The sequence below is a fragment of the Rhizobiales bacterium NRL2 genome, from assembly GCA_001664005.1.
Lineage (GTDB): Bacteria > Pseudomonadota > Alphaproteobacteria > Minwuiales > Minwuiaceae > Minwuia.
The window spans coordinates 2,958,496-2,978,760 of sequence record CP016093.1 but is presented as its reverse complement, the minus strand read 5'-3'; the positions used below and the strand labels follow the sequence as shown (position 1 = coordinate 2,978,760).

Genomic DNA, 20,265 nt, shown 5'->3' with positions numbered 1-20,265 from the left:
TGAAAGGCGTTTCGTGAGCGGTCTCGATTTGATCGCGCAGTTCCGACCGGGTTTTCGCGTCGTGCCTTGGTTGCAGGGCGCGTATTCACAGCGCCGGAATTCCCGCGATACGGGATGCCCCGGCGTGGCACGTGCATTGCTTGGTTGAGCGCAAGCTGTTGAATAATGTAACGATCTGAGCCGGAACCGAACCATGTCCAACAATTACCGCGACGAAGACGAATACCGTTCCGCCTGGGACAAGGATTCGAAGGGTTCCGGGGGCTCAGGCGGTTCGAAGGGTTCCGGGGGCTCGAAGGGGTCGAAGGGCTCTGACGCTTCCGGCGGCGGGGGCGGTGGCTCCGGCGGTTCGAAGGGTTCCGACGGCTCGAAGGGGTCAAAGGGCTCTGACGCTTCCGGTGGCGGTGGCGGTGGCTCCGGCGGTTCGAATGGCTCCGGCGGTTCGAAAGGTTCCGACGGCTCGAAGGGATCAAAGGGCTCTGACGCTTCCGGCGGCGGTGGCGGTGGCTCCGGCGGTTCGAATGGCTCCGGTGGGTACGGCGGATCCGGCGAAGGCTCGGGCGCAGCGGGCAGCGGCTCCCCGGGCTCGGGCGAAGGCTCCGGCGGGTATGGCGGCGGCGTTGGCGGCGGTCATGAAGACGACCCGTGCGGCTGCGACGACGGCCCCGCCAGCGACCACTTCCCGACCTTCGACAAGGCGCTCTCCAATGTCGTCCTCTATCTGGAAGACGGCGAGGGCGGGATCGCCAAGGTCAAGGTCGAGGGCTTCCCCGACGGCGGGGACGCCATCCATGATCCCGACGACCTGCCCCTGCAGGCCTTCGTCGAACTGAATTATCCCGGCAGCGAGCTGATCGCGCTGGCGGTCAAGGCCGGCAACAACGCCGACCCCGAGGCCGGTCCCGGCGAGGGCGAACTCTTCATCATCAAGGACGGGGTCGAGCGCGGCGACCTGCCGCTCTCCGACCATGCCGCGGAAGAGCATGACTTCGACGAAGCCTTCGACGGCCTGTCGAACGACAGCGGTTCCATCGATTTCGACGAGTACCTGACCGGCGGCGTCGGCGACGACGAGCTGTTCGGCCAGGGCGGCGACGACACCATCGAGGGCGGCGAGGGCGATGACCTGCTCTACGGCGGCAAGGGCGCCGACAGCATTTTCGGTGACGCCGGCGCGTCCGGCGCCCCGGCCGAGCCGTTTACCGCCGAGGCGACGATCGCCGACTTCACGGCCAACGGCGTCACGCTCTCCGCAACCGATCTTTCCGGCGGTGCGGCGACGGTTTCCCAGGATCCCAACGGCATCGGCGTTGCGGGCGGCTCGCCGGTTTCGGGACAGATCAACCATGCCGCGACTGGCGCGTCCGAAGCGCTGCTGGCCGAGTTCGAGCAGCCGGTCGAGAGCGCCGAGATCACCCTGACCCATCTCATCCCCGGGGAGAGCGGCGGCGAGGTTGGCCAATGGCGCGCCCTCGATGCGGAAGGCAACGAAATCGCGCGCGGCACCTTCGGTCCGGACGATGTGACCAACGACCACGACCTGGGCGGCATTCCGGGCGTCGCAGTGGTCAGCATCGGCGGATTCGGCGCCTTCGCCGCACTGGAACTGACTGCGCTGCCCTATTCCGACGGGACGCCGGACGGGGCCAGCGATTCCAGCGACTACTATCTCTATCGCCTGACGGCCACGCCGGCCGGCGGCGACTTCGACGACACCATCTTCGGTGACTGCGGCGATGACGCCATTGCCGGCGAGCAGGGCGACGACGTTCTTGTCGGCGGCGACGGCCATGACGCCATCGACGGTGGCGCCGGCGACGACGTTCTGGCGGGCGGACGGGGCTCCGATGTGCTCGAAGGCGGCGACGGTGTCGATACGGCGGACTATTCCGGCGCCCAGGGCACCGTCATCGTCAGCCTCGCCGAAGGTATTGCGGAGAAGGACGGCGACGGCTGGATCGACAGCCTGAGCGGCGTCGAGAACCTTCGTGGCTCGGATCACGCCGACATCCTGATCGGCGACGCCGGCGCGAACGTCATCGAAGGCGGCGCCGGCGACGACACCATCGACGGCTTTGGCGGCGCCGACACGATCGACGGCGGCGGGGGCGCGAACTTCATCACGTTCGAGAGCGCCGGAGGCGGCATTGTCGCAGCGCTGCAGAATGACCGCGCCGTCGACGCCGACGGTAACGAACTGCAACTGACCGGCATCCAGGGCGTCGTCGGAACGGACTTCGACGACACCATGACCGGCAGCGCCGGCGACAACACCCTGATCGGCGGCGGCGGCAATGACGACATCCGCGGCATCGACGGCAACGACCTGCTGTTCGGCGACGGCGGAGGCGCGTCCTACGAGGACTCGAACACCCTGATCGTTCACGCCCACGGCTCTCCGCTCGACGGCGTGTTTCCCGAGATGCAGGTCTCGGTCGGCGGCGTCGTGGTCGGCACGGTGACCGTGACCGAGTCGCTGGACGCCTACAGCTTCGACATTTCCGGCCTCACGCTGGAGCAGCGCGCCGGCGAGGTCCGCATCGACATGCTCAACGACGCCTGGGACGGCGTCACCGAGGAGAACTCGTTCGGCCCCGAGAAGTGCGACGAGGACCGCAACCTCTTCGTCGAGGCGATCGAGTTCAATGGCGCGGTCACCGACGCCTCGGAAGGCGAACTGACCTTCGACCCGGCGCACTTCCAGGGCTACCAGACCGGTGGCGCGAATTTCGGCGTCGCCGATATCTACGGTGAGGACAACGAGGAAGGCGGCGCGCGCCCGAACGGCGGCAATGTCTACACCGGCGCGGTGATCTTCTCGGGTCTGCCGCTCTTCGTAGCCGGCGACGGCCCGAACAACGATTTCGTCGGCGGCGGCAACGGCAATGACACCCAGTTCGGCGGCGCCGGCAATGACTGGGTCTTTGGCGGCGACGGCTTTGACCTGCTGTTCGGCGGCGAAGGCAACGACACGGTCTGCGCCTTCGACGACGACGATACGGTCTATGGCGGCTGGGGCGACGATTTTGTCGAGGGCAATGCCGGCAACGACACTGTCTATGGCGGGTCCGGAAATGACCTCGTGGCTGGCAACGAGGGCGACGACCTGCTGTTCGCCGAACTCGGCGACGACTCGGTCAACGCCGCTGACGGCAATGACACGGCCTATGGCGGCGCCGGCAACGACACCATGGAAGGCGGCGATGGTCAGGACATCGTCCATGGCGACGAGGGCGACGACTTCCTGCGCGGCAATTTCGGCGACGACACCATCTACGGCGGGAGCGGCAGCGACTCGATCCTGGGCGAGGCCGGCGACGACGAACTCTACGGCGGTGATGGCGACGATACGCTGAAGGGCGGCGACGGCCGCGATACGCTGATCGGCGGCCTTGGCGCCGACTTCCTGGACGGCGACGCCGATGACGACGTGGTCTCGGGCGGCGAGGGCAACGACACCCTGCGCGGCCGCTTCGGCGACGACGTGCTGTCGGGTGATGCCGGCCACGACACCGTAAAGGGCGACGAGGGCCATGACACGGTAGACGGCGGCGACGGCGACGACTTCGTCGAGGGCGGCGACGGCAATGACAGCGTCTTCGGCGGTTCCGGCAATGACCGGGTGTTCGGCAATGCCGGCGACGATACCGTCGACGGCGGCGACGGCGACGATACCGTGCGTGGCAATGGCGGCGCCGACCGCGTTCTCGGTGGCCTGGGCAACGACTTCATCGAGGCCGGCTCCGGTGATGACGAGGCCTCCGGCGACGGCGGCAACGACACCATCCGCGGTGACGCCGGCATCGACACCGTGCTCGGCGGCGACGGCGATGACGTGCTGCGCGGCGGCAATGACGGCGACTTCCTGTTCGGCGGCGACGGCAACGACTTCCTCGTCTCCGACGGCGGTGACGACGTGGTCGAGGGCGGCGAGGGCGACGACTTCCTGCGCGGCTTCGCCGGCAACGACACCCTTCATGGCGAAGCCGGCGCGGACAACCTGCGCGGCAATGCGGGCGACGACGAATTGCATGGCGGGGCCGGCAACGATTTCGCCGACGGCGAGGACGGCGACGACCTGATCTTCGGCGGCCTGGGCGACGACGTGCTGCGCGGCAATGACGGCGCCGACACCATCGAAGGCGGCGAGGGCGACGACCAGCTCCGCGGCGGTCTCGACGGCGACCGGCTGTTCGGCGGCGATGGCGCCGACTTCATCAACGCCGATGGCGGCGCCGACTTCATCGACGGCGGCGAGGGCGACGACGAACTCTTCGGCATGGGCGCCGACGACACGATCCTTGGCGGCGGAGGCAACGACAAGCTGCGTGGCAATGCCGGCCGCGACGAGCTGGACGGCGGCGCCGGCGACGACTTCGTCATCGGCGACGAGGGCGACGACATCCTGCGGGGCGGCGACGGCAATGACGATCTGCGCGGCAATGTCGGCTTCGATACGCTCGACGGCGGCAACGGTTCCGACACCCTGCTCGGCGGCGCGAACCAGAAGGACACCTACCTGTTCGCCAGGCGCACCGATCTGGAAGCCAATGACGACGTGATCCAGGACTTCGGGGCCGGCAACGTGCTGAATATCCTCGGCGTATCCGGCCTGGGCGAGCTCAGTTTCGACGATCTCGGTGGTGGACTGACGAAGGTTTCCTTCGTCGACGGCAATGGGTCGATCACCTTCGACGCCGGCGCGGTGACGGAACTGAACCTGATGGACGCCGGTGGCTTGACCATCAACGAAGCGTTGGCGCTCTCGCAGAACGGCGGCGACGTCGATGTCTTCGACGACGACAACAACCTGCTGTTCACGATCTGATGCGCGGGCGCGGCTACATGGGTCAATCGTTTGACAATAACCGCTTGTTCATTGTTTCCTGCATACACATCTATACAGTATGGACAGCATGACTGACATGAACCGTGACAGCGAACAGAAGCGTGGCCTTTCCCGCCGCGCGGCGCTGACCCGTCTCGGACTTGGCGCGGCGGCTCTCTATGCAGCGCCGACGGTCACCCGCCTGGATACCGCCCGCGCGGCGTTCCCCAGCGGCGGCTGCGGCAGCGGGCCGGGCGTCGGCTTCGGCCGTGGCGGCGGCAACGGCCAGGGTGGCGGCTTCGGCTGCGGCGGCGGCACGTCCAACAATCCCAACAACGATCCGAACGACAACGCCTTCAAGAAGGGCAACAAGTAGGCCGTTCGGGGGGAATCCCTGAAATTTCAGTAGCGATTGCGGTGAAGGCGGCGTCAGGCGGCCTGTAAGCCGGGTTCTGTCCGCCCCGGACCGAGTCCGGGGCTGGATGGCCATTCATCTGGGACGCCGGTCGCCCGGCGCCTCCTGCAATCTACCCGGACGGCGAAGCGGAAACGCTTCTGCCCGCTTGCCGGGCCGGCCGTCCCTATTCGATCTTGCTCCCGGTGGGGTTTACCATGCCGGCGCTGTCGCCAGCGCCGCGGTGCGCTCTTACCGCACCCTTTCACCCTTGCCGGTCCGAAGGCCGGCGGTCTGCTCTCTGTGGCACTTTCCCTGGGGTCGCCCCCGCCGGGCGTTACCCGGCACCGTGTTTCCGTGGAGCCCGGACTTTCCTCGGCGGGCCGCAGCCCGCCGCGGCCATCCGGCCGCCTGACGCCGCGCGGTATCTATGCCTTCCGCGCGCCGTCGTCAAATCCGTGAGATGACCTCGGTGTTGAAACGCTGCGCCATCTCGATCAGCCAGTCCTCGAAGGCCTTCAGCCGCGGCCGTTGTTCGCGGCCCGTGGGATAGACGAGGTAGTAGCCGTTCTCGACCGGCAGATGGTAGGCGAAGGGCTCGATCAGCGTGCCCGCCTCCAGCTCCGGTTTCACCAGAGACGGGTTGGCGGGCACGATGCCCAGGCCCTGAATGGCGCCCTGAACGGCGAGGTTCGTCGTCTCCAGCTTGAGTCCCCGGTCGGGGTCGATCGAGGTCTCGCCGACGGCCAGCAGCCAGCGCCGCCAAGTGTCGGGACGGTTGACGTCGTGCAGCAACTGGTAGTGTTTCAAATCGGCGGGGGTCTTCAGCGGCGGACCGTTTTCCAGCAGCTTCGGACTGCAGACGGGCACGATCTCCTCCGTCATCAGCAGCCGCGCCGTCAGACCGGGCCAGTTGCCGGATCCGAAGCGCACCGCTGCATCCGCTTCGGAGCGGTTGAAGTCGATGGTCTCGACATTGGTGGTGATCCGGACCTCGATTTCCGGGTGCCGGCGCTGAAAGTCGCTCAACTGCGGCACCAGCCAGCGGATGGCGAAGGTCGGCAGCACGTTGATGGTGAGCGATCCCAGCACGTCGGACTGCTTCAGTTCCTCCGTCGCCTCGTTCATCCGGTCGAAGGCCTGGCGCAACGCCGGGTAGTAGCGGGCGCCCGCGTCGGTCAACGTCACCTTTCGCCCGGATCGCTGAAACAGCTTCACCCTCACCTGGTCCTCCAGGGACTTGATCTGGTGACTGATCGCCGATGGCGTGAGATGGAGCTCGTCGGCGGCGCGGGCGAAGCTGAGGTGCCGGGCCGCCGCTTCGAAGGCCCGCAACGCGTTCAGGGGTGGCAGCCGCCGGGGCACTTCTGTCTCCTTCGCATTTGCAGCATCAGATTAAAGATGAATTCAGTTCATCAATCTGGTGAGAAAAGGTCCTTTGTCAATGGCCCGGCAGCGAACCATATTCCGCTTCAACAGATGCAAGGCGGGAACGGCAAAGGCGCTCCCGCCCTACCGAGAAGGAGAAGTGCCGTGGAATATCGTTCCATCGATGTCAATCAGATCAATGACCTGAACCGCAGCCCGCAGGAGAATGCGGCGATCGTCGACGACGCCATGCGGAATATCGACGTCTATCTGCAGCGCGGCCGTGCCGAACGTGCGCGAATCACCCTGGCAGGCCTGCGGCGTTTCCGGCAGTCCGTCGGCCGTATCTTTTCCTGACGTCAGTTCACTTCATGTGGCGGGCGATGTTGCCGATGCGAAGAAGCGTATCGGCATCCGCCTCGCCGCTGACCCGCTCCGGCAGCCAGTGACGCTGAAAGGTGCGGATGACCGCCGCGGTGTCGGCGTCCGGGCCCGACAGCCAGCCATAGCCGATCCGGGCCAGCGCGGACCGCACCCCGTCCGGATCGACCGCATGCGTGGGGTCCCAGGCCTCGGGCCACAGTCCCAGCCCTGCTTCCGCCAGCCGCTCCCAGGGAAACAGCTCTCCGGGATCGGTCTTGCGTGTCGGCGCGACGTCCGAATGCCCCAGGATCCGCGCGGCCGGCACCTCCTGGCGCGCGGCGATATCGGCCGTCAGGGCGATCAGCGCGGCGATCTGCGGTTCGGGAAAGGCCCGGTAGCCGAATTCATGGCCGGGATTCTGCAGTTCGATGCCGACCGAGCAGGCGTTGATGTCGCTTTCCCCGTCCCACCAGGCCACCCCGGCGTGCCAGGCGCGCCGGTCCTCCGCGACGAGGCGGCTGGCGCCGCCCTGTTCATCGATCAGATAGTGCGCGGAGACCTTCGCCGCCGGGTCGCAGAGCCTGGCCAGAGAGTCCGCGGCCGATCTCATCCCCGTATAGTGAATGACGATCATGTCGACCGCGCGGCCGCGTCGGTCATCGTGATTGGGGGAGGGACGTTCGTCCATGGCGCGGTCCGGGGACGTCAGCCCAGGCCCCGTTCCTTCGAAATCCGGTCATAGGCCTCGTTGATCCGGGCCAGCTTCTCGTTGGCCACGGCGACGAACTCCTCCGGCATGCCCTGGGCGATGGCTCGGTCAGGATGGTTCTTCTTGATCAGGCTGCGATAGGCGGCCTTGACCTCGCTGTCCGTGGCGTCGCCCGAGATGCCGAGCACGGCGTAGGGATCCTCGCCATCGGGCCCGAGATAGGTGGCGTGCAGGCGGCGGTAGTCGCCGGCGCTGATGCCGAAGATCTCGGCGACGGATTTCAGGAAGGCCACTTCGTTCGGGTGGATCACGTTGTCCGCCCGCGCGATATGCATCAGGCCGGCCAGCAGATCCTCCAGAACCTCCGGATCTTCCTTGAACATGCCGGCGATCTGGCGGGCGTAGGGTTCGTAGCCGGTGGCGTCCTGCTTGGCCTGGTTGAAAACGCGCGCGACGTTCTTCAACTCGTCCGGCGGCACCTGGAAGACTTCCCGGAAGGCCGCGACCTCGTCGGAGGTCACGACCCCGTCGGCCTTCGCCATCTTGGCGCCCAGCACGATGACGCCGATGGTGAACGCAATCTGCTTGGTCGCGGCGGGGCGCCCGTCTTCAAGCGCCTCCTGGTCCTGCTCTTCCTCGGTCTCCCGGTAGCGGTCGACCGCGTGGCCGGCGACGCCGCCCAGCAGCGCCCCGATCGGACCCCCGAAGGCGAACCCCAGTCCGCCGCCGATCAACTTCCCCCAGATACTCATGACGTCCGCAGCCCGTTACCCCCTTCGCATACGCACACTAGCGGCTTGCCTTCGGTTCCGGAAGCGTCGGATTGTCCGCCCGGTGACGGATATCAATCTTCCCGGCAGCGCTAGCCCAGCAGGCCGATCAGGATGGGCAGGCTCGCCGCCGACAGGACCAGCTGGACGGTCAGCAGCGTCGCCATCAGCGGCGCGTCTCCGCCCAGTGTCCGGGCCATCACATAGGACGACGGCGCCGCCGGCAGGGCCAGCCACATCACCGCGATCAGCAGTTCCGGACCCTCGAGACCGGCGGCCCGCAGCAGGCCGAAACCGATCGCGGGCTGGACGAGCATCTTCAGCACGACGCCGGCCCCAAGCAGAGCCGATTCCCGCCGCAGCGTCTCGAAGGCAAGGCCGGCGCCGACGGCGATGAGGCCCAGGGGCAGCGCGCCGTCGCCCAGAATGCCGATCGCCGTCATCAGCACCGGTTCGGGTTCGCCGCCGGCGAGGTTGACTACGGCTCCCAGCAGGCAGGCGATGATCAGCGGATTGGTCAGAAGCGCACCGAGGGTCCGGCCCATGCCGCCGCCGGGCGTGCCCCGCTGCAGCGCCCAGATGCTGATCACGTTCACGGTCGGCACCATGACCGCGATGCAGACCGCCGTCAGCGCCAGCCCGGTTTCCCCCAGGAACTGCCCGGCGATGGCGACGCCGAGAAAGGTGTTGAAGCGGATCGAGCCCATCACCAGGGATGCCCGGGCCGGGCGGCCCGCGCCCTGCCGGCGGGCGAACAGGAAGGCCAGAAAGGTCACCAGCAGCACGGTTGCGATCATGCCCAGGGCCATCGGTCCGGGGTCGAGACTGCCGAAATCGGCCCGCGACACGGCGCCGAAGAGAAGCGCGGGAAACAGCACCCAGTAGACGATCCGGTCGATCGCCGCCCAGCCCTTGTCGTCGAGCAGCGGCAGCTGCTTCAGCACCGCGCCGAGCGCCACAAGCCCGAAGATCGGCAGCACCGCTTCGCCGATGGCGATCCAGTCGTTCATCTGACGCTGGCGTTGATGCGGAACATGGCGGCGGCCTCGGGAAAGCGGGCTTCAGGGAATCGGTGCACGGAGCCTCCGACATTCGCAAAGATCGCGGCCTCGCGCCATCGGCCGCGATTCCGGCTTGTCGGAACAGGATAATTCAAATATCCATGAAATATGGAAATGAGTATCGCGACAGGGGCGTTCCAGGCTCTCGGCCACTATCAGCGGCTGCGGATCTTCCGGCGGCTGGTGCGGGAAGCGCCGGACGGACTGACGGCGGGCGAGCTGAGCGCGGTCCTGTCCGTCGCGCCGTCGGGCCTGTCGTTTCACCTTGCGCAACTCGAGGGCGCGGGACTGGTGTCGTCGGTCCGGAGTGGGCGGCGTATCCACTACGCGGTGAATCCATCCGCGGTAAGGGCCCTGATCGGTTTCCTGGCCGAGGACTGTTGTGGCGGAAGGCCCGAACTCTGTTCGGTCGGTGGCCTGTCCGCGCCCCTTGAAGAGGGAGAGGCAAACATGACCGAGAGCAAACTGAACGTGCTGTTTCTTTGTACCGGCAATTCGGCCCGCAGCATCATCGCCGAGGCCATTCTTTCACGTGAGGGCGCCGGACGGTTCAACGCCTGGTCGGCCGGCAGCCAGCCGAAGGGCGAGGTGCATCCCTACGCCCTGGAATTGCTGCGCAACCTCAACCACGACGCCACCAGGTTCCGGTCCAAGAGCTGGGAAGAGTTCGCGGGCCCCGAGGCGCCGCGGCTGGACTTCGTTTTCACCGTCTGTGACAACGCCGCCGCCGAGACCTGCCCGATATGGCCCGGCCAGCCGATGAGCGCGCATTGGGGTATCCCGGATCCGGCCGCCGTCGAAGGCACCGAGGCCGTCAAGCGCCAGGCCTTCGCCGACGCCTACCGGATGATGAACAACCGCATATCGATTTTCGTGAACCTCCCGCTCAAGTCGCTCGGCCGCATTGCCCTGAAAGAGCGTCTGGACGAAATAGGCCGGCCGGCGTCCGTCACGACCTGAACGCCGTTCGGCAACGCGTGATCACCAATCGGGAGTAGGCTTGTGCCGATATTCGAACGCTTCCTGACCCTCTGGGTCGGACTCTGCATCATCGCGGGAATCGCACTCGGCGAGCTCGCGCCGGGACTCTTCAGCGTCTTCGCCTCGCTCGAATACGCCAATGTGAACCTCGTCGTCGCGGTTCTGATCTGGGCGATGGTCTACCCGATGATGGTGGCGGTGGATTTCGCCAGCCTTTCGCGCGTCACGGAACAGCCGCGCGGTCTGCTGATCACCTTGATGGTCAACTGGCTGATCAAGCCGTTCACCATGGCCTTCCTGGGCGTGATCTTCTTCAAGCATGTCTTCGCCGGCCTGATTCCGCCCGCTGACGCCGACTCCTACATCGCCGGACTGATCCTGCTGGGCGCCGCGCCCTGCACGGCGATGGTCTTCGTCTGGTCCCAGCTCACCCGCGGCGACCCCAACTACACCCTGGTGCAGGTCAGCGTGAACGACGTGATCATGGTGTTCGCCTATGCGCCGATCGTCGCGCTCCTGCTCGGCGTCACCAGCATTCCGGTTCCGTGGGACACGCTGGTGCTTTCGGTCGCGCTCTACGTCGTGGTGCCGCTCGGCGCCGGCGTGCTGACACGGCGCCATCTGCTCCGGCGCGGCGGCGAACAGGCAGTTGGAGAACTGACGGCGCGGGTCAAGCCGTTCTCGGTCATCGGCCTGCTCGCCACCGTCGTGCTGCTGTTCGGCTTCCAGGGACAGGTGATTCTGGCGCAGCCGCTTGTCATCACGCTGATTGCGGCGCCGCTTCTGATCCAGTCCTACGGCATCTTCGCGCTCGCCTACGCGGCGGCCTGGGGACTGCGCGTGCCGTTCAGGGTCGCCGCGCCCTGCGCCATGATCGGCACGTCGAATTTCTTCGAGCTTGCCGTGGCCGTGGCGATCAGCCTGTACGGCCTGAACTCCGGCGCGGCGCTGGCCACCGTGGTCGGCGTGCTGGTCGAAGTGCCGGTGATGCTGTCGCTCGTCGCCTTCGCCAACCGTACCCGGGGCTGGTTCGACACGCGGTCGGCGGAGACGGAGCGGACCAGTCCTCAGCGGTAGACGCGGACCGGCAGGCTGGTCATGCCGCGCGAGACGTAGGAATCCGACCAGTCCTGCGCCGGCTTCACCAGTTCGAACCGGCTGAAACGCTCCAGCAGGATGGGGAAGGCGACCTCCGCCTCCAGCTTCGCAAGCGGCGCGCCGATGCAGAAATGGACGCCGAAACCGAAGGTGACGTGCCGGTCGGCGTTGGGACGTCTGAGATTGAGCCGTTCCGGGTCCTCGAAGACCGCCGGATCGCGGTTGGCGGCGGCGTTCCAGAGCCACAGACGTTGCCCCGCCTTCGCCACCTGGCCGTGAAGCTCGAAGTCCTTCGCCACAATCCGCGGGCTGGTCAGCGAAGGCCCGTCGAAACGGAGCAGTTCCTCCACCGCGTTCTTCACGAACTTCGCATCATGGCGGTTCTCGCGGAAATTGGCCATCTGGTCGGGATGCCTGATCAGCGCGTGAAGGCCGTTGGCGAGAAGCTGCGTCGTCGTCTCGTGGCCGGCGAAAAGCAGCAGGATGCAGCTTGCCGTCAATTCGTCGGCGGTCAGCCGGTCGCCCTCGTCGGTGGCGCTGATCAGGCCGTCCGTGACCAGTTCCCCCGGATCGCGGCGGCGCTGTTCGAGGAAATCCCCGAAATAGGCGTTCATCTCCTTCAGCGCCGCGGCCGCGACGCGGTACTTCTCCGGATTGGTCTTCGAGGTGAGGACGAACTGCGCCAGCGCGTCGGACCAGCGTTTGAGGTGGTCAACGTCTTCCTGCGGCACGCCCAGCAGCAGGGCGATGACCGTGGCGGGCAGGGGATAGGCGAAGCGGTGATGGAAATCGATTTCGTCGCCATCCGCCCAGTCGGCGATCAGACCGTTGACGATCTCGGCGACGCCCGCGCGCAGGACTTCGACGCGCCGGGTCGTGAACGCCTTGTTCATCAGGCCGCGCAGGTGCGTGTGGCGCGGCGGATCGTTGAACACCGCCCAGTGGCTGATGTGCTCGCCCAGGAAACCGATTTCCTCGCCGTCCGGCCCGTCGCGCTGGGCCTCGACGAAGGGCCGGATCCGGTCCGCCGACAGGCGCTTGTCGCGGAAACCCGCGCGCACGTCGTCATAGCGGGTCAGGTACCAGGCCCGGCTGACCGGGTTCCAGTGCATCGGTTCGTCGGCGCGGAGCCGCGCCAGACCCGGATAGGGGTCGACGATGGTCTCGGCTGCGTTCGGATTGAAGTCGACAGACATGGTATGAGCGATCCTCCCCTGACGGCCCATGGATGTTCTCTACCGGAGTGCTGCGGCCTTGGCGAGTCCGCAGCGATGATGTCACTGTAATCGCCGGGGAGGGCGCGGAATGGCGACACGGCGGCCCGGCGTCGGCATCGGCGCCGTCATCTTCAGGGGCGATGAGGTTCTGATCATCCGCCGCGGCAAGCCGCCGCGAGAGGGCCAGTGGTCCATTCCCGGCGGCCGGCAGGAATGGGGCGAAACCGTCGCGGAAGCCGCCGCCCGGGAAGTGATGGAGGAAACCGCCGTGCATTGCCGGATCCGTGGCCTGGTCGATGTCGTCGACGGCATCGGCCGCGACGCGGAGGGGGCGATCGAATACCACTACACCCTGGTCGACATGTGGGGAGACTGGCTGGCGGGCGAGCCGGTCGCCGGCGACGACGCGGCGGCGGCGTGCTGGATGCCGACGGAGGCCGCGCTGGAGGCGGTGATCTGGCCCGAGACCCGGCGCGTCATCCGTGCGGCGCAGGCCCTGATGCTGAGGCAATTGTGACCGCCGCCGCGGTCGGCGCCGTTGTTCCCGGCAGGGCCGGGGTCTACGCTTGACCCTTCGGGAGGTGGCGACCGATGCGTAGGCTTGCACTTCTGGCGCTTCTGCTCGGCGCGGCCCTGGCCACGTCGGGTTTCCGCGAAGGCGCGCGTTCGCCGAACGACAGCGCGATCGTGGTCATCGGTGTGGGCACGTCCCATCCGTCCGGCGTCAACAGCCTGTTCTCCGACGTGCCCGCGATCGAACTCCGTTGGGCGCCCATCGACATGCGCCGCCTCGCCGTCGACCACAGCCGTCCGCCGCTGATCCTGCGCCGCGAATACTGCAATCCGCTGGCGCTCGACAGGGCCGACTGCCCGGCTGGCGACCGGCAGACCCTCTACGCCGCCTACGAGGCGCCGGCCGGAATCTACATGCTGCGCTCGATCACGGTTACCAACAGCAATCTGATCGAGGGCCGGCGGGCGACGACGGACTATTTCTATCCGCCCGATCATCTCGTTTTCCGCAATACCCTGCCGCAGGCCATGGCGGATCCGGACGTGCCGAAGCTGCTGCTCGCGCCGGGCGGGCTCTACTATGCCGGCAACATGATCGTCGACTTCGACGGCCACGCGCCGCGTATCAGCGCCGTCGAGCGCGATGAGGAAGCGGCGATCGACGTGGTTCGTGAACAGCTCGGCGGCGACCTGACGCTGCAGTTCCTCGAAACCGCGCTGTCCTTCGTCCCGGGGGTGGAATCGTGATCCTTCGCGGCGGGTTGTGCGCGGTGTTGGCGCTGGCCCTGGCTGTCGGGTGCGCGGCCACGCCGCCGGAACCTTCAATGACGGTGCGGACGATCGATCCGGAATCCGACGGACTGGTGCGGCTCAGCTTTTCGACGGACAGCCTGGCCCAGAACGAGGCCCAGGAACTGCTGCTGGTGGTGGCGGCCATCGTCACCCGCCGGGCGGGCAGGGAACGCTTCCAGTTCCGCAGCGTGGAAGCCGAAGGCTTGATCGATACCCAGCTCAGCGAGATCCGCTATTTCGACGTCGACGCCGTGGTGGCGACACTGGCGGATGCTGCGGCGGGCGATCCGGCGCGCAAGACCTACGCCGCCGCCTCGGTGCTGGAGTATTTCCGCCCGAAATACGCCCCCATACTGCCCCGGCGGCTGCGTGACATGCTGACTGCGCGCGCCGACCCGGACCGGCGCCTGGCCGGCGCTGTCCGCCGGGCGGCGTTGTGACACGGATCACTTGGTTCGGGCGCGATCCGTCCCATCTTTGCAACAGACGAGATTTCTGGAAAAACGCACTCCCTCCCAACTCGTCGACACCAAGACGCCGCCAGTCCCCTCCCTGGCGGCGTCATCGTTTGCGCCCCGGTGAAATTGATTGTCAGGTCATTGACCTTGGGCCGAGAGGTCGCATCTGATAGTCGAGACGGCGCAGGCCGACTCAGAGCAGTGGAGCGTATTCGGGTGAACATGGTGGCTTTGGCGAAATTCCGCATCGGCGATATCGTGCGCCACCGCATCTTTCCGTTTCGTGGCGTGATCTTCGACGTCGACCCGGAGTTCAACAACACGGAAGAGTGGTGGCTCAGAATCCCGGAACATATGCGTCCGCGGAAGGACCAGCCCTTCTATCACCTGCTGGCCGAGAACGAGGAATCCACCTATATCGCCTATGTCTCGGAGCAGAACCTGCTGTGGGACGAGTCCGGCGAGCCGGTCAGCCATCCGCAGGTGGACGAATTCTTCTCGAAGATTCAGGACGGGCGCTACGTCCCGATGAATCAGTTCGCGAACTGATCGGCGCTATCCTCGCCCCGGCCGAGGTCTTCCCATCCATCGGCGGTAAGTTGCTCCAGGGGCCGGAAGGCCGACTTGTAGGACATCTTGCGGCTGTCGGCGATCCAGTAGCCCAGATAGACGTGATCGAGGCCTTCGGCGATGGCGTGCTGCACATGCCACTGGACGATGTAGGTGCCCAAGCTGCGCGCTGCATCGGAGGGACGGAAGTAACTGTAGACCAGCGAGAAGCCGTCCTGCATCCGGTCGGTCAGACATACCGCGCGTAACGTCTGTTCCCGATCGCGGAACTCGACCAGACAACTGTCGACCGGCGTATCCTCGATCATGGCGCGGTAGTCGCCGAAGCGCATCTCGGCCATGCCGCCTTCGGCATGGCGCGACGACAGGTACTGACGGAACAGGATGTAATGCTCCCGCGTCGCGACCGCGGGCATGATCCGCGCCTGAAGGTCGCTGTTGCGCCGCCAGTTCTTGCGCTGGGTCCGGTTGGGCCTGAACCGCGCGGCGGGAATGCGCACCGGCACGCAGGCGTTGCAGTCGTCGCAGGCGGGGCGATAGGCCAGATCCTGGCTGCGCCGGAACCCTGCGGTCGAAAGCACGCTGTGCAGGTGATCCGGCTCCTCGCCCGAAAGCAGCGTCACGACCTTGCGTTCCATCTTGCCTGACAGATACGGACAGGGCGTGGGCGGCGTGGCGAAGAAGTGCCTGAGCGGAATCTGGACGCGCTTCATGCTCGAAAGGGTAATTCAGTGATGGCGATCCTGCAGCAACTGATTTCGCGAACCCGATTGCGATCGTCGCCCCGAATGCGGCAGGTCGGAAACCGCCGCGCGAAGCCCTGACTTGGTGTTCCCGCGCCCGCGGTCAAGCGTCCCCCCGCACCTTCGGCCTAAAGATCGTAGATCACGGCGGCGACCGCGGTGTAGGCGGCCCAGATGATGAGGATCAGCGGAATGCCGGCTCTCAGATAGTCCGCGAACCGATAATGGCCTGGGCCCATGACCAGCAGGTTGGTCTGGTAGCCCATGGGCGTCGCGAAGGAACAGTTGGCGGCGAACAGGGTGGCGAAAATGAACACCTCCCAGTCGATCTGCAGCGACTGGGCAAGGCCGATCCCGATCGGCGTGAACAGCACGGCCGTGGCGTTGTTCGACAGGATGTTGGTGAAACCGGCCACGATCAGGAAATACACCGACAGCACCGCCAGCGGCGGCGCCCCGTCCAGCGCGGTCATCAGGTTCTGGGCGATGAAGGACGCGCCGCCTGTGCCGTGGAGCGCGGTGCCCATGGCCAGCGCGGCCCAGATCATCAGCGCCACGCGGCGGTCCATGGCGCGCATGGCCTGGTGGATGTTGAGGCAGCCTGTCAGCAGCATCGCCGCGGCCCCCAGCAGGGCCGCCACGACAATGGGCAGCACGCCGGTGGCGGCGGCGGCGACCACGCTGGCGAAGATCAGGGTCGACCGGCCGGCGTACTCGATGGCCGGCAGATCGTCGGCCGACCATTCCTGCAGGATGACGTCGCGGTTGCCGCGCAGACGCTGCACGTCGGTGCGGTGTCCCAGCAGCAGCAGCACGTCGCCCGCCTCCAGGCGGATATCGTGCAGGCCCTGGCGGATCATCCGGCTGCGCCGCTGGATGCCGATGACGGTGCAGCGCGTGCGGGTGTGAAAGACGATCTGCGCCAGGTTGCGGCCGATGATCCGGCTTGCCGGCGCCACCACGACCTCGGCCAGCACGAAGTCGCGGTCCATCTTCTGCTCGTTGTCGTCCGCCGCGGGCAGGTCGTCGCTGGCGTGCAGCGCCGACCGCAGGTCCGGTGTCCGGCTGATGGCCTCCGTGAGCGACTTGCGCGTCGCGGCCACGATGAGTTCGTCGCCGGCCTGCAGTTCGATGCCGTCGAAGGGCGGCAGGATCGATTCCTCGCGCCGCTGGATCAGGCGCACGGTGATGCCCGGCAGGCTGGGGAAAAGCCCCGCCCGGGCGGTCTCGCCGATCAGGGAGGAGCCGGATCGGATATCGATCTGGGCGATGAACTGCTTGCCCGCGACGCCCTCCGTCAGGCTCTGGGCGTAGCTGGACCGGTCCGGCAGCAGTTTCGGGGCGACGAAGATGACGTAGACGAGGCCCACCGAAGCCAGCATCACGCCGATCAGGGTGAAGTCGAAGAAGCCGATGGCCTCGGCGCCGGCGTTCTTCGCCGCCGCGGCGACCAGCAGGTTGGTCGAGGAGCCGATCAGCGTGGTCATGCCGCCCAGGATCGCTGCGTAGCTCAGTGGAATCATCACGCGGCTGGCGCTCCGGCGGAGCTGTGCCGACAGGGCGACCATGATGGGAATGAAGATGACGACCACCGGGGTGTTGTTCAGAATGCCGCTGGTCACCGCTACGGTGACCAAGCCCGCAAAGACCGCCAGAAAGGGGTGAATTTTGCGCAACGCCGCCATGCGCCGGATGGGTGCATCCAGCGCGCCTGTACGGATCATGCCCTGGCCGATCACCATCAGGGCCAGCACCGTGATCAGCGCCGGATCGGCCAGGCCGGCAAGCAGAGCGCGGGTGTTGATCGCCGGCATTTCCGGCAACGGCGTCGCCGGGAGGAAGTGGAAGGTCGCGGTCAGCGCGGCGACAACGAGCAGCGAGGTCAGCTCGATCGAGAGCCGTTCGCTGGCATAGACGGCGACCGCGACGGCGATGACGCCCAGCACCAGCCACATCTGCAATGTCGGTTCCACCATCGCCATATGGCGAATCTCCTGCGCGCCGAAGCTCAAGCCGCAATATGATCGGGCGTCTGCACGCCCACAAGCCGACGGTCCCGAGCAACCTTTCCGGAACCACAGAGACGTCGATGACACGTACGGAGACATATTACGAGGCGACGGCGCCCGACACGCCGCCGCGTGCCGCGCTGGAGGGCGAGGTGCGCGCCGACATCTGCATCGTCGGCGGCGGCTTCACAGGGGTCGGCGCGGCTCTGGAGCTGGCCGCGCGCGGCTTCGACGTCCGGCTGCTGGAGGCGAAACGCATCGGCGCCGGCGCCAGCGGACGCAATGGCGGTCAGATCAACTACGGGTTCTCAGCCGATGCAGTGTCGCTGGCCGCGCGCCTGGGCATCGAACCCGCCCGCGCGCTGTGGGCGATGGCCGAGGAGGCGGTGAGTCTGATCGACCGGCGCGTGGCCGAACACGGCATCGACTGCGATCTGCGCCGGGGTTTCATCTACGCAGCCGCCAGAGCCAGCCACATGGAGCCCCTGCGCCGTGAACGCGAGGTGCTCGCGGAGAGCTTCGGCTACAGCCATCTGGAACTTCTGGATCCCGCAGCGACAGCGGCCGCCACCGGCAGTGGCATCTATCACGGCGGTCTGCGCGACCCGCGTTCGGGCCATCTGCATCCGTTGAAGTACCTCCTGGGTCTCGCCGCCGCGGCGGAGACCCGGGGCGCGGTCCTGCACGAGCATTCCCCGGCGATCTCCGTCGATGGCGAGAACGGCGTCGTCCGTACGGCGCGCGGGGCCGTCAGGGCGTCCCATGTGCTGGTCGCCGCCAACGCCTATCTCGACGGCCTGTTGCCGCCGCTCGGCTCCCGCGCCATGCCGGTCGGCACCTGGGTCGTGGCCACCCGCCCGCTGACCGGGGAGGAGCGGGCCGGCCTGCTGCCCGGCGGCGAGTGCGTCTGCGACACGCATGTCGCTCTGGACTACTATCGTTTCACACCTGACGCCCGCCTGCTGTTCGGCGGCGGCGTCAGCTATCGCGGCCGGGACGGCGCCGAGGACGGCGCGCGGCTGCTTGGCCGGCGGATCGCGCGCGTCTATCCGGCACTTGCCGGCATCGACATCGACCACGCCTGGGGCGGGCGGGTCTCGATCACCCGCAACCGGCTGCCGGACATCGGCCGTATCGGCAGGCGTCTCTACTATGCGCACGGCTTCTCGGGTCAGGGCGTGGCGCTGACCGGCATGGCGGGTCAGGTGATCGCCGAGGCCATCGCCGGCGATGCCGCCCGCTTCGATGTCTTCGCTTCGGTTCAGCATGGCCGGTTTCCCGGCGGCGCGGCACTGCGTCAGCCGCTGCTGGCGCTGTTCCGGCTCTGGTACAGGTTGCGGGACCGTCTCTGAGGGGGATCAGTTCTCGGCGTCGGGTACCCAGGGTATCCGGGTGAATTCGACGCCTTCCTCGCGCAGCGCCTCGGCTTCCTCGGCGGTGCTTTCCCCGTAGATTCCTCGGGGATCGCTCTCGCCATAGTGGATGCGGCGCGCTTCCTCGGCGAAGCGCGGCCCGACATAGTCGGCGTTCTTCTCCACCTCGCGGCGCAGCTTCTTCAGCATGACGTACATCTGCCGGGGATCGACCCCCGCCTCGTCGCCGCCCTTGCGGGAGGCCACATTGGGCGCCATCAGCGCCTTGCGCACCTCGCCATTTCCGCAGACGGGGCAGGTGACGAGACCGCGCGCGGACTGGTCCTCGAAATCCGCGCTGGAGCCGAACCAGCCCTCGAAGACATGATCGGAACTGCACCTGAGATCGAAGCTGATCATATTCGCTTGGACATGTGACAGGGAGGTGGCGAACGCCGCCGGTGCGTCATAAATGGTCAACTCGGGCGGGAAACACAAGAAAGGACGATCATGCCGCCGGCCAGTTCATGGGTGATGCGTCATCTCGACTTCGTGCCGGCGGGCAGCGCCGTGCTGGATCTGGCCGCGGGGTCAGGACGGCATGTGCGGCTTTGCCGCCGGGCCGGCCTGGCGGTGATCGCGGTCGATCGGGATACGGCCGGGCTGAACGCCTTCGCGGACGACGGCGGGGTGGAGATCATGGCCGCAGACCTGGAGGCGGCGGCCTGGCCCCTGGCGGGCCGGCGATTCGGCGGCGTCATCGTCACCAATTATCTCTGGCGGCTCCTGCTGCCGGAGGTCATCGCCGCCGTGGCGCCGGGCGGGGTGTTGATCTACGAGACCTTCGCCGCCGGCAACGAGGCCTTCGGCCGGCCCCGCAATCCGGATTTCCTTCTGAGACCCAACGAGTTGCTGGAGGCTGTCGGCACGGAGCTGGAAGTCCTGGACTACCGGCACGGCTTCGAGCCGGGTCCGCAGCCGGCGGTCCGCCAGAAGATCGCGGCCAGGCGTCCGGACATGGACCGGCCATGACGCCGAT

At 67.0% G+C, this 20,265-nt stretch carries 19 protein-coding genes and 1 other RNA gene; 11 read left to right on the top strand and 9 right to left on the bottom strand.

Annotation, left to right across the window (positions count from 1 at the left end; translation table 11 throughout):
- Window positions 1-193 precede the first annotated feature (193 nt).
- Complete coding sequence (locus tag TEF_13845; GenBank protein ANK81759.1) at window positions 194-4,828, top strand: hypothetical protein; 4,635 nt, start codon at window positions 194-196, stop codon at window positions 4,826-4,828.
- 79 nt (window positions 4,829-4,907) lie between these two features.
- Window positions 4,908-5,204 (top strand): hypothetical protein, encoded by a 297-nt coding sequence (locus tag TEF_13840; protein ANK81758.1) that lies wholly within the window; start codon window positions 4,908-4,910, stop codon window positions 5,202-5,204.
- Window positions 5,205-5,253: 49 nt separating this feature from the next.
- On the opposite strand, the gene rnpB is transcribed toward TEF_13840, so the two are convergent.
- Window positions 5,254-5,637, bottom strand: an RNA gene (rnpB, locus tag TEF_13835) — RNase P RNA component class A.
- A 35-nt stretch (window positions 5,638-5,672) separates the two neighbouring features.
- Window positions 5,673-6,587, bottom strand: coding sequence for a hypothetical protein (locus tag TEF_13830; GenBank protein ID ANK81757.1), 915 nt, complete (start codon window positions 6,585-6,587; stop codon window positions 5,673-5,675).
- A gap of 168 nt (window positions 6,588-6,755) precedes the next feature.
- On the opposite strand from TEF_13830, the gene TEF_13825 reads away from it, so the two are divergent.
- Window positions 6,756-6,947, top strand: coding sequence for a hypothetical protein (locus tag TEF_13825; GenBank protein ANK81756.1), 192 nt, complete (start codon window positions 6,756-6,758; stop codon window positions 6,945-6,947).
- A gap of 7 nt (window positions 6,948-6,954) precedes the next feature.
- Here the strand turns inward: TEF_13825 and TEF_13820 are convergent, their stop codons facing one another.
- The 3 genes from TEF_13820 to TEF_13810 all read right to left on the bottom strand — a co-directional run bounded on the left by TEF_13820 (window position 6,955) and on the right by TEF_13810 (window position 9,442).
- A complete protein-coding gene (locus TEF_13820; GenBank protein ANK81755.1) occupies window positions 6,955-7,641 on the bottom strand; it encodes a hypothetical protein in 687 nt (228 codons plus the stop codon).
- Between the two features lie 17 nt (window positions 7,642-7,658).
- Window positions 7,659-8,414: a molecular chaperone DjlA gene (locus tag TEF_13815; GenBank protein ANK81754.1), complete on the bottom strand. Its 756-nt coding sequence runs from the start codon at window positions 8,412-8,414 to the stop codon at window positions 7,659-7,661.
- Between the two features lie 110 nt (window positions 8,415-8,524).
- The gene (locus TEF_13810; GenBank protein ANK81753.1) at window positions 8,525-9,442 is read right to left on the bottom strand and encodes a hypothetical protein; all 918 of its coding nucleotides are present in this window, start codon (window positions 9,440-9,442) and stop codon (window positions 8,525-8,527) included.
- Window positions 9,443-9,601: 159 nt separating this feature from the next.
- Between TEF_13810 and TEF_13805 the strand changes: the two genes are divergently transcribed.
- Window positions 9,602-10,453, top strand: a complete 852-nt coding sequence (locus tag TEF_13805; GenBank protein ANK81752.1) for a hypothetical protein — start codon at window positions 9,602-9,604, stop codon at window positions 10,451-10,453.
- 42 nt (window positions 10,454-10,495) lie between these two features.
- A complete protein-coding gene (locus TEF_13800) occupies window positions 10,496-11,551 on the top strand; it encodes an arsenical-resistance protein (protein ANK81751.1) in 1,056 nt (351 codons plus the stop codon).
- Here the strand turns inward: TEF_13800 and TEF_13795 are convergent.
- On the bottom strand, window positions 11,542-12,768 hold the full coding sequence (locus tag TEF_13795) for a hypothetical protein (GenBank protein ID ANK81750.1): 1,227 nt from the start codon (window positions 12,766-12,768) through the stop codon (window positions 11,542-11,544). The two genes, TEF_13800 and TEF_13795, sit on opposite strands and share 10 nt — an antisense overlap.
- A gap of 109 nt (window positions 12,769-12,877) precedes the next feature.
- Here TEF_13795 and TEF_13790 point away from each other — a divergent pair, with 109 nt between their 5' ends.
- The 4 genes from TEF_13790 to TEF_13775 all read left to right on the top strand — a co-directional run bounded on the left by TEF_13790 (window position 12,878) and on the right by TEF_13775 (window position 15,101).
- The gene (locus TEF_13790) at window positions 12,878-13,306 is read left to right on the top strand and encodes a hypothetical protein (GenBank protein ANK81749.1); all 429 of its coding nucleotides are present in this window, start codon (window positions 12,878-12,880) and stop codon (window positions 13,304-13,306) included.
- A gap of 74 nt (window positions 13,307-13,380) precedes the next feature.
- Entirely contained in the window at window positions 13,381-14,049 is a 669-nt protein-coding gene (locus tag TEF_13785; protein ID ANK81748.1) for a hypothetical protein, read from the top strand.
- A 77-nt stretch (window positions 14,050-14,126) separates the two neighbouring features.
- Window positions 14,127-14,534: a hypothetical protein gene (locus TEF_13780; GenBank protein ID ANK81747.1), complete on the top strand. Its 408-nt coding sequence runs from the start codon at window positions 14,127-14,129 to the stop codon at window positions 14,532-14,534.
- A 240-nt stretch (window positions 14,535-14,774) separates the two neighbouring features.
- Window positions 14,775-15,101, top strand: coding sequence for a DNA-binding protein (locus TEF_13775; GenBank protein ANK81746.1), 327 nt, complete (start codon window positions 14,775-14,777; stop codon window positions 15,099-15,101).
- Here the strand turns inward: TEF_13775 and TEF_13770 are convergent.
- The gene (locus tag TEF_13770; protein ID ANK81745.1) at window positions 15,086-15,835 is read right to left on the bottom strand and encodes an arginyltransferase; all 750 of its coding nucleotides are present in this window, start codon (window positions 15,833-15,835) and stop codon (window positions 15,086-15,088) included. The genes TEF_13775 and TEF_13770 overlap by 16 nt on opposite strands.
- 158 nt (window positions 15,836-15,993) lie before the next feature.
- The gene (locus tag TEF_13765; protein ID ANK83483.1) at window positions 15,994-17,841 is read right to left on the bottom strand and encodes a potassium transporter TrkA; all 1,848 of its coding nucleotides are present in this window, start codon (window positions 17,839-17,841) and stop codon (window positions 15,994-15,996) included.
- A 113-nt stretch (window positions 17,842-17,954) separates the two neighbouring features.
- On the opposite strand from TEF_13765, the gene TEF_13760 reads away from it, so the two are divergent.
- On the top strand, window positions 17,955-19,226 hold the full coding sequence (locus TEF_13760; GenBank protein ANK83482.1) for a hypothetical protein: 1,272 nt from the start codon (window positions 17,955-17,957) through the stop codon (window positions 19,224-19,226).
- Window positions 19,227-19,232: 6 nt separating this feature from the next.
- Here the strand turns inward: TEF_13760 and TEF_13755 are convergent, their stop codons facing one another.
- Window positions 19,233-19,646 carry a hypothetical protein gene (locus TEF_13755; protein ANK81744.1) on the bottom strand — a complete coding sequence of 138 codons (414 nt, stop codon included), beginning with the start codon at window positions 19,644-19,646 and terminating at the stop codon, window positions 19,233-19,235.
- 90 nt (window positions 19,647-19,736) lie between these two features.
- On the opposite strand from TEF_13755, the gene TEF_13750 reads away from it, so the two are divergent.
- Window positions 19,737-20,258, top strand: a complete 522-nt coding sequence (locus TEF_13750; GenBank protein ID ANK81743.1) for a hypothetical protein — start codon at window positions 19,737-19,739, stop codon at window positions 20,256-20,258.
- Window positions 20,259-20,265: the final 7 nt, after the last annotated feature.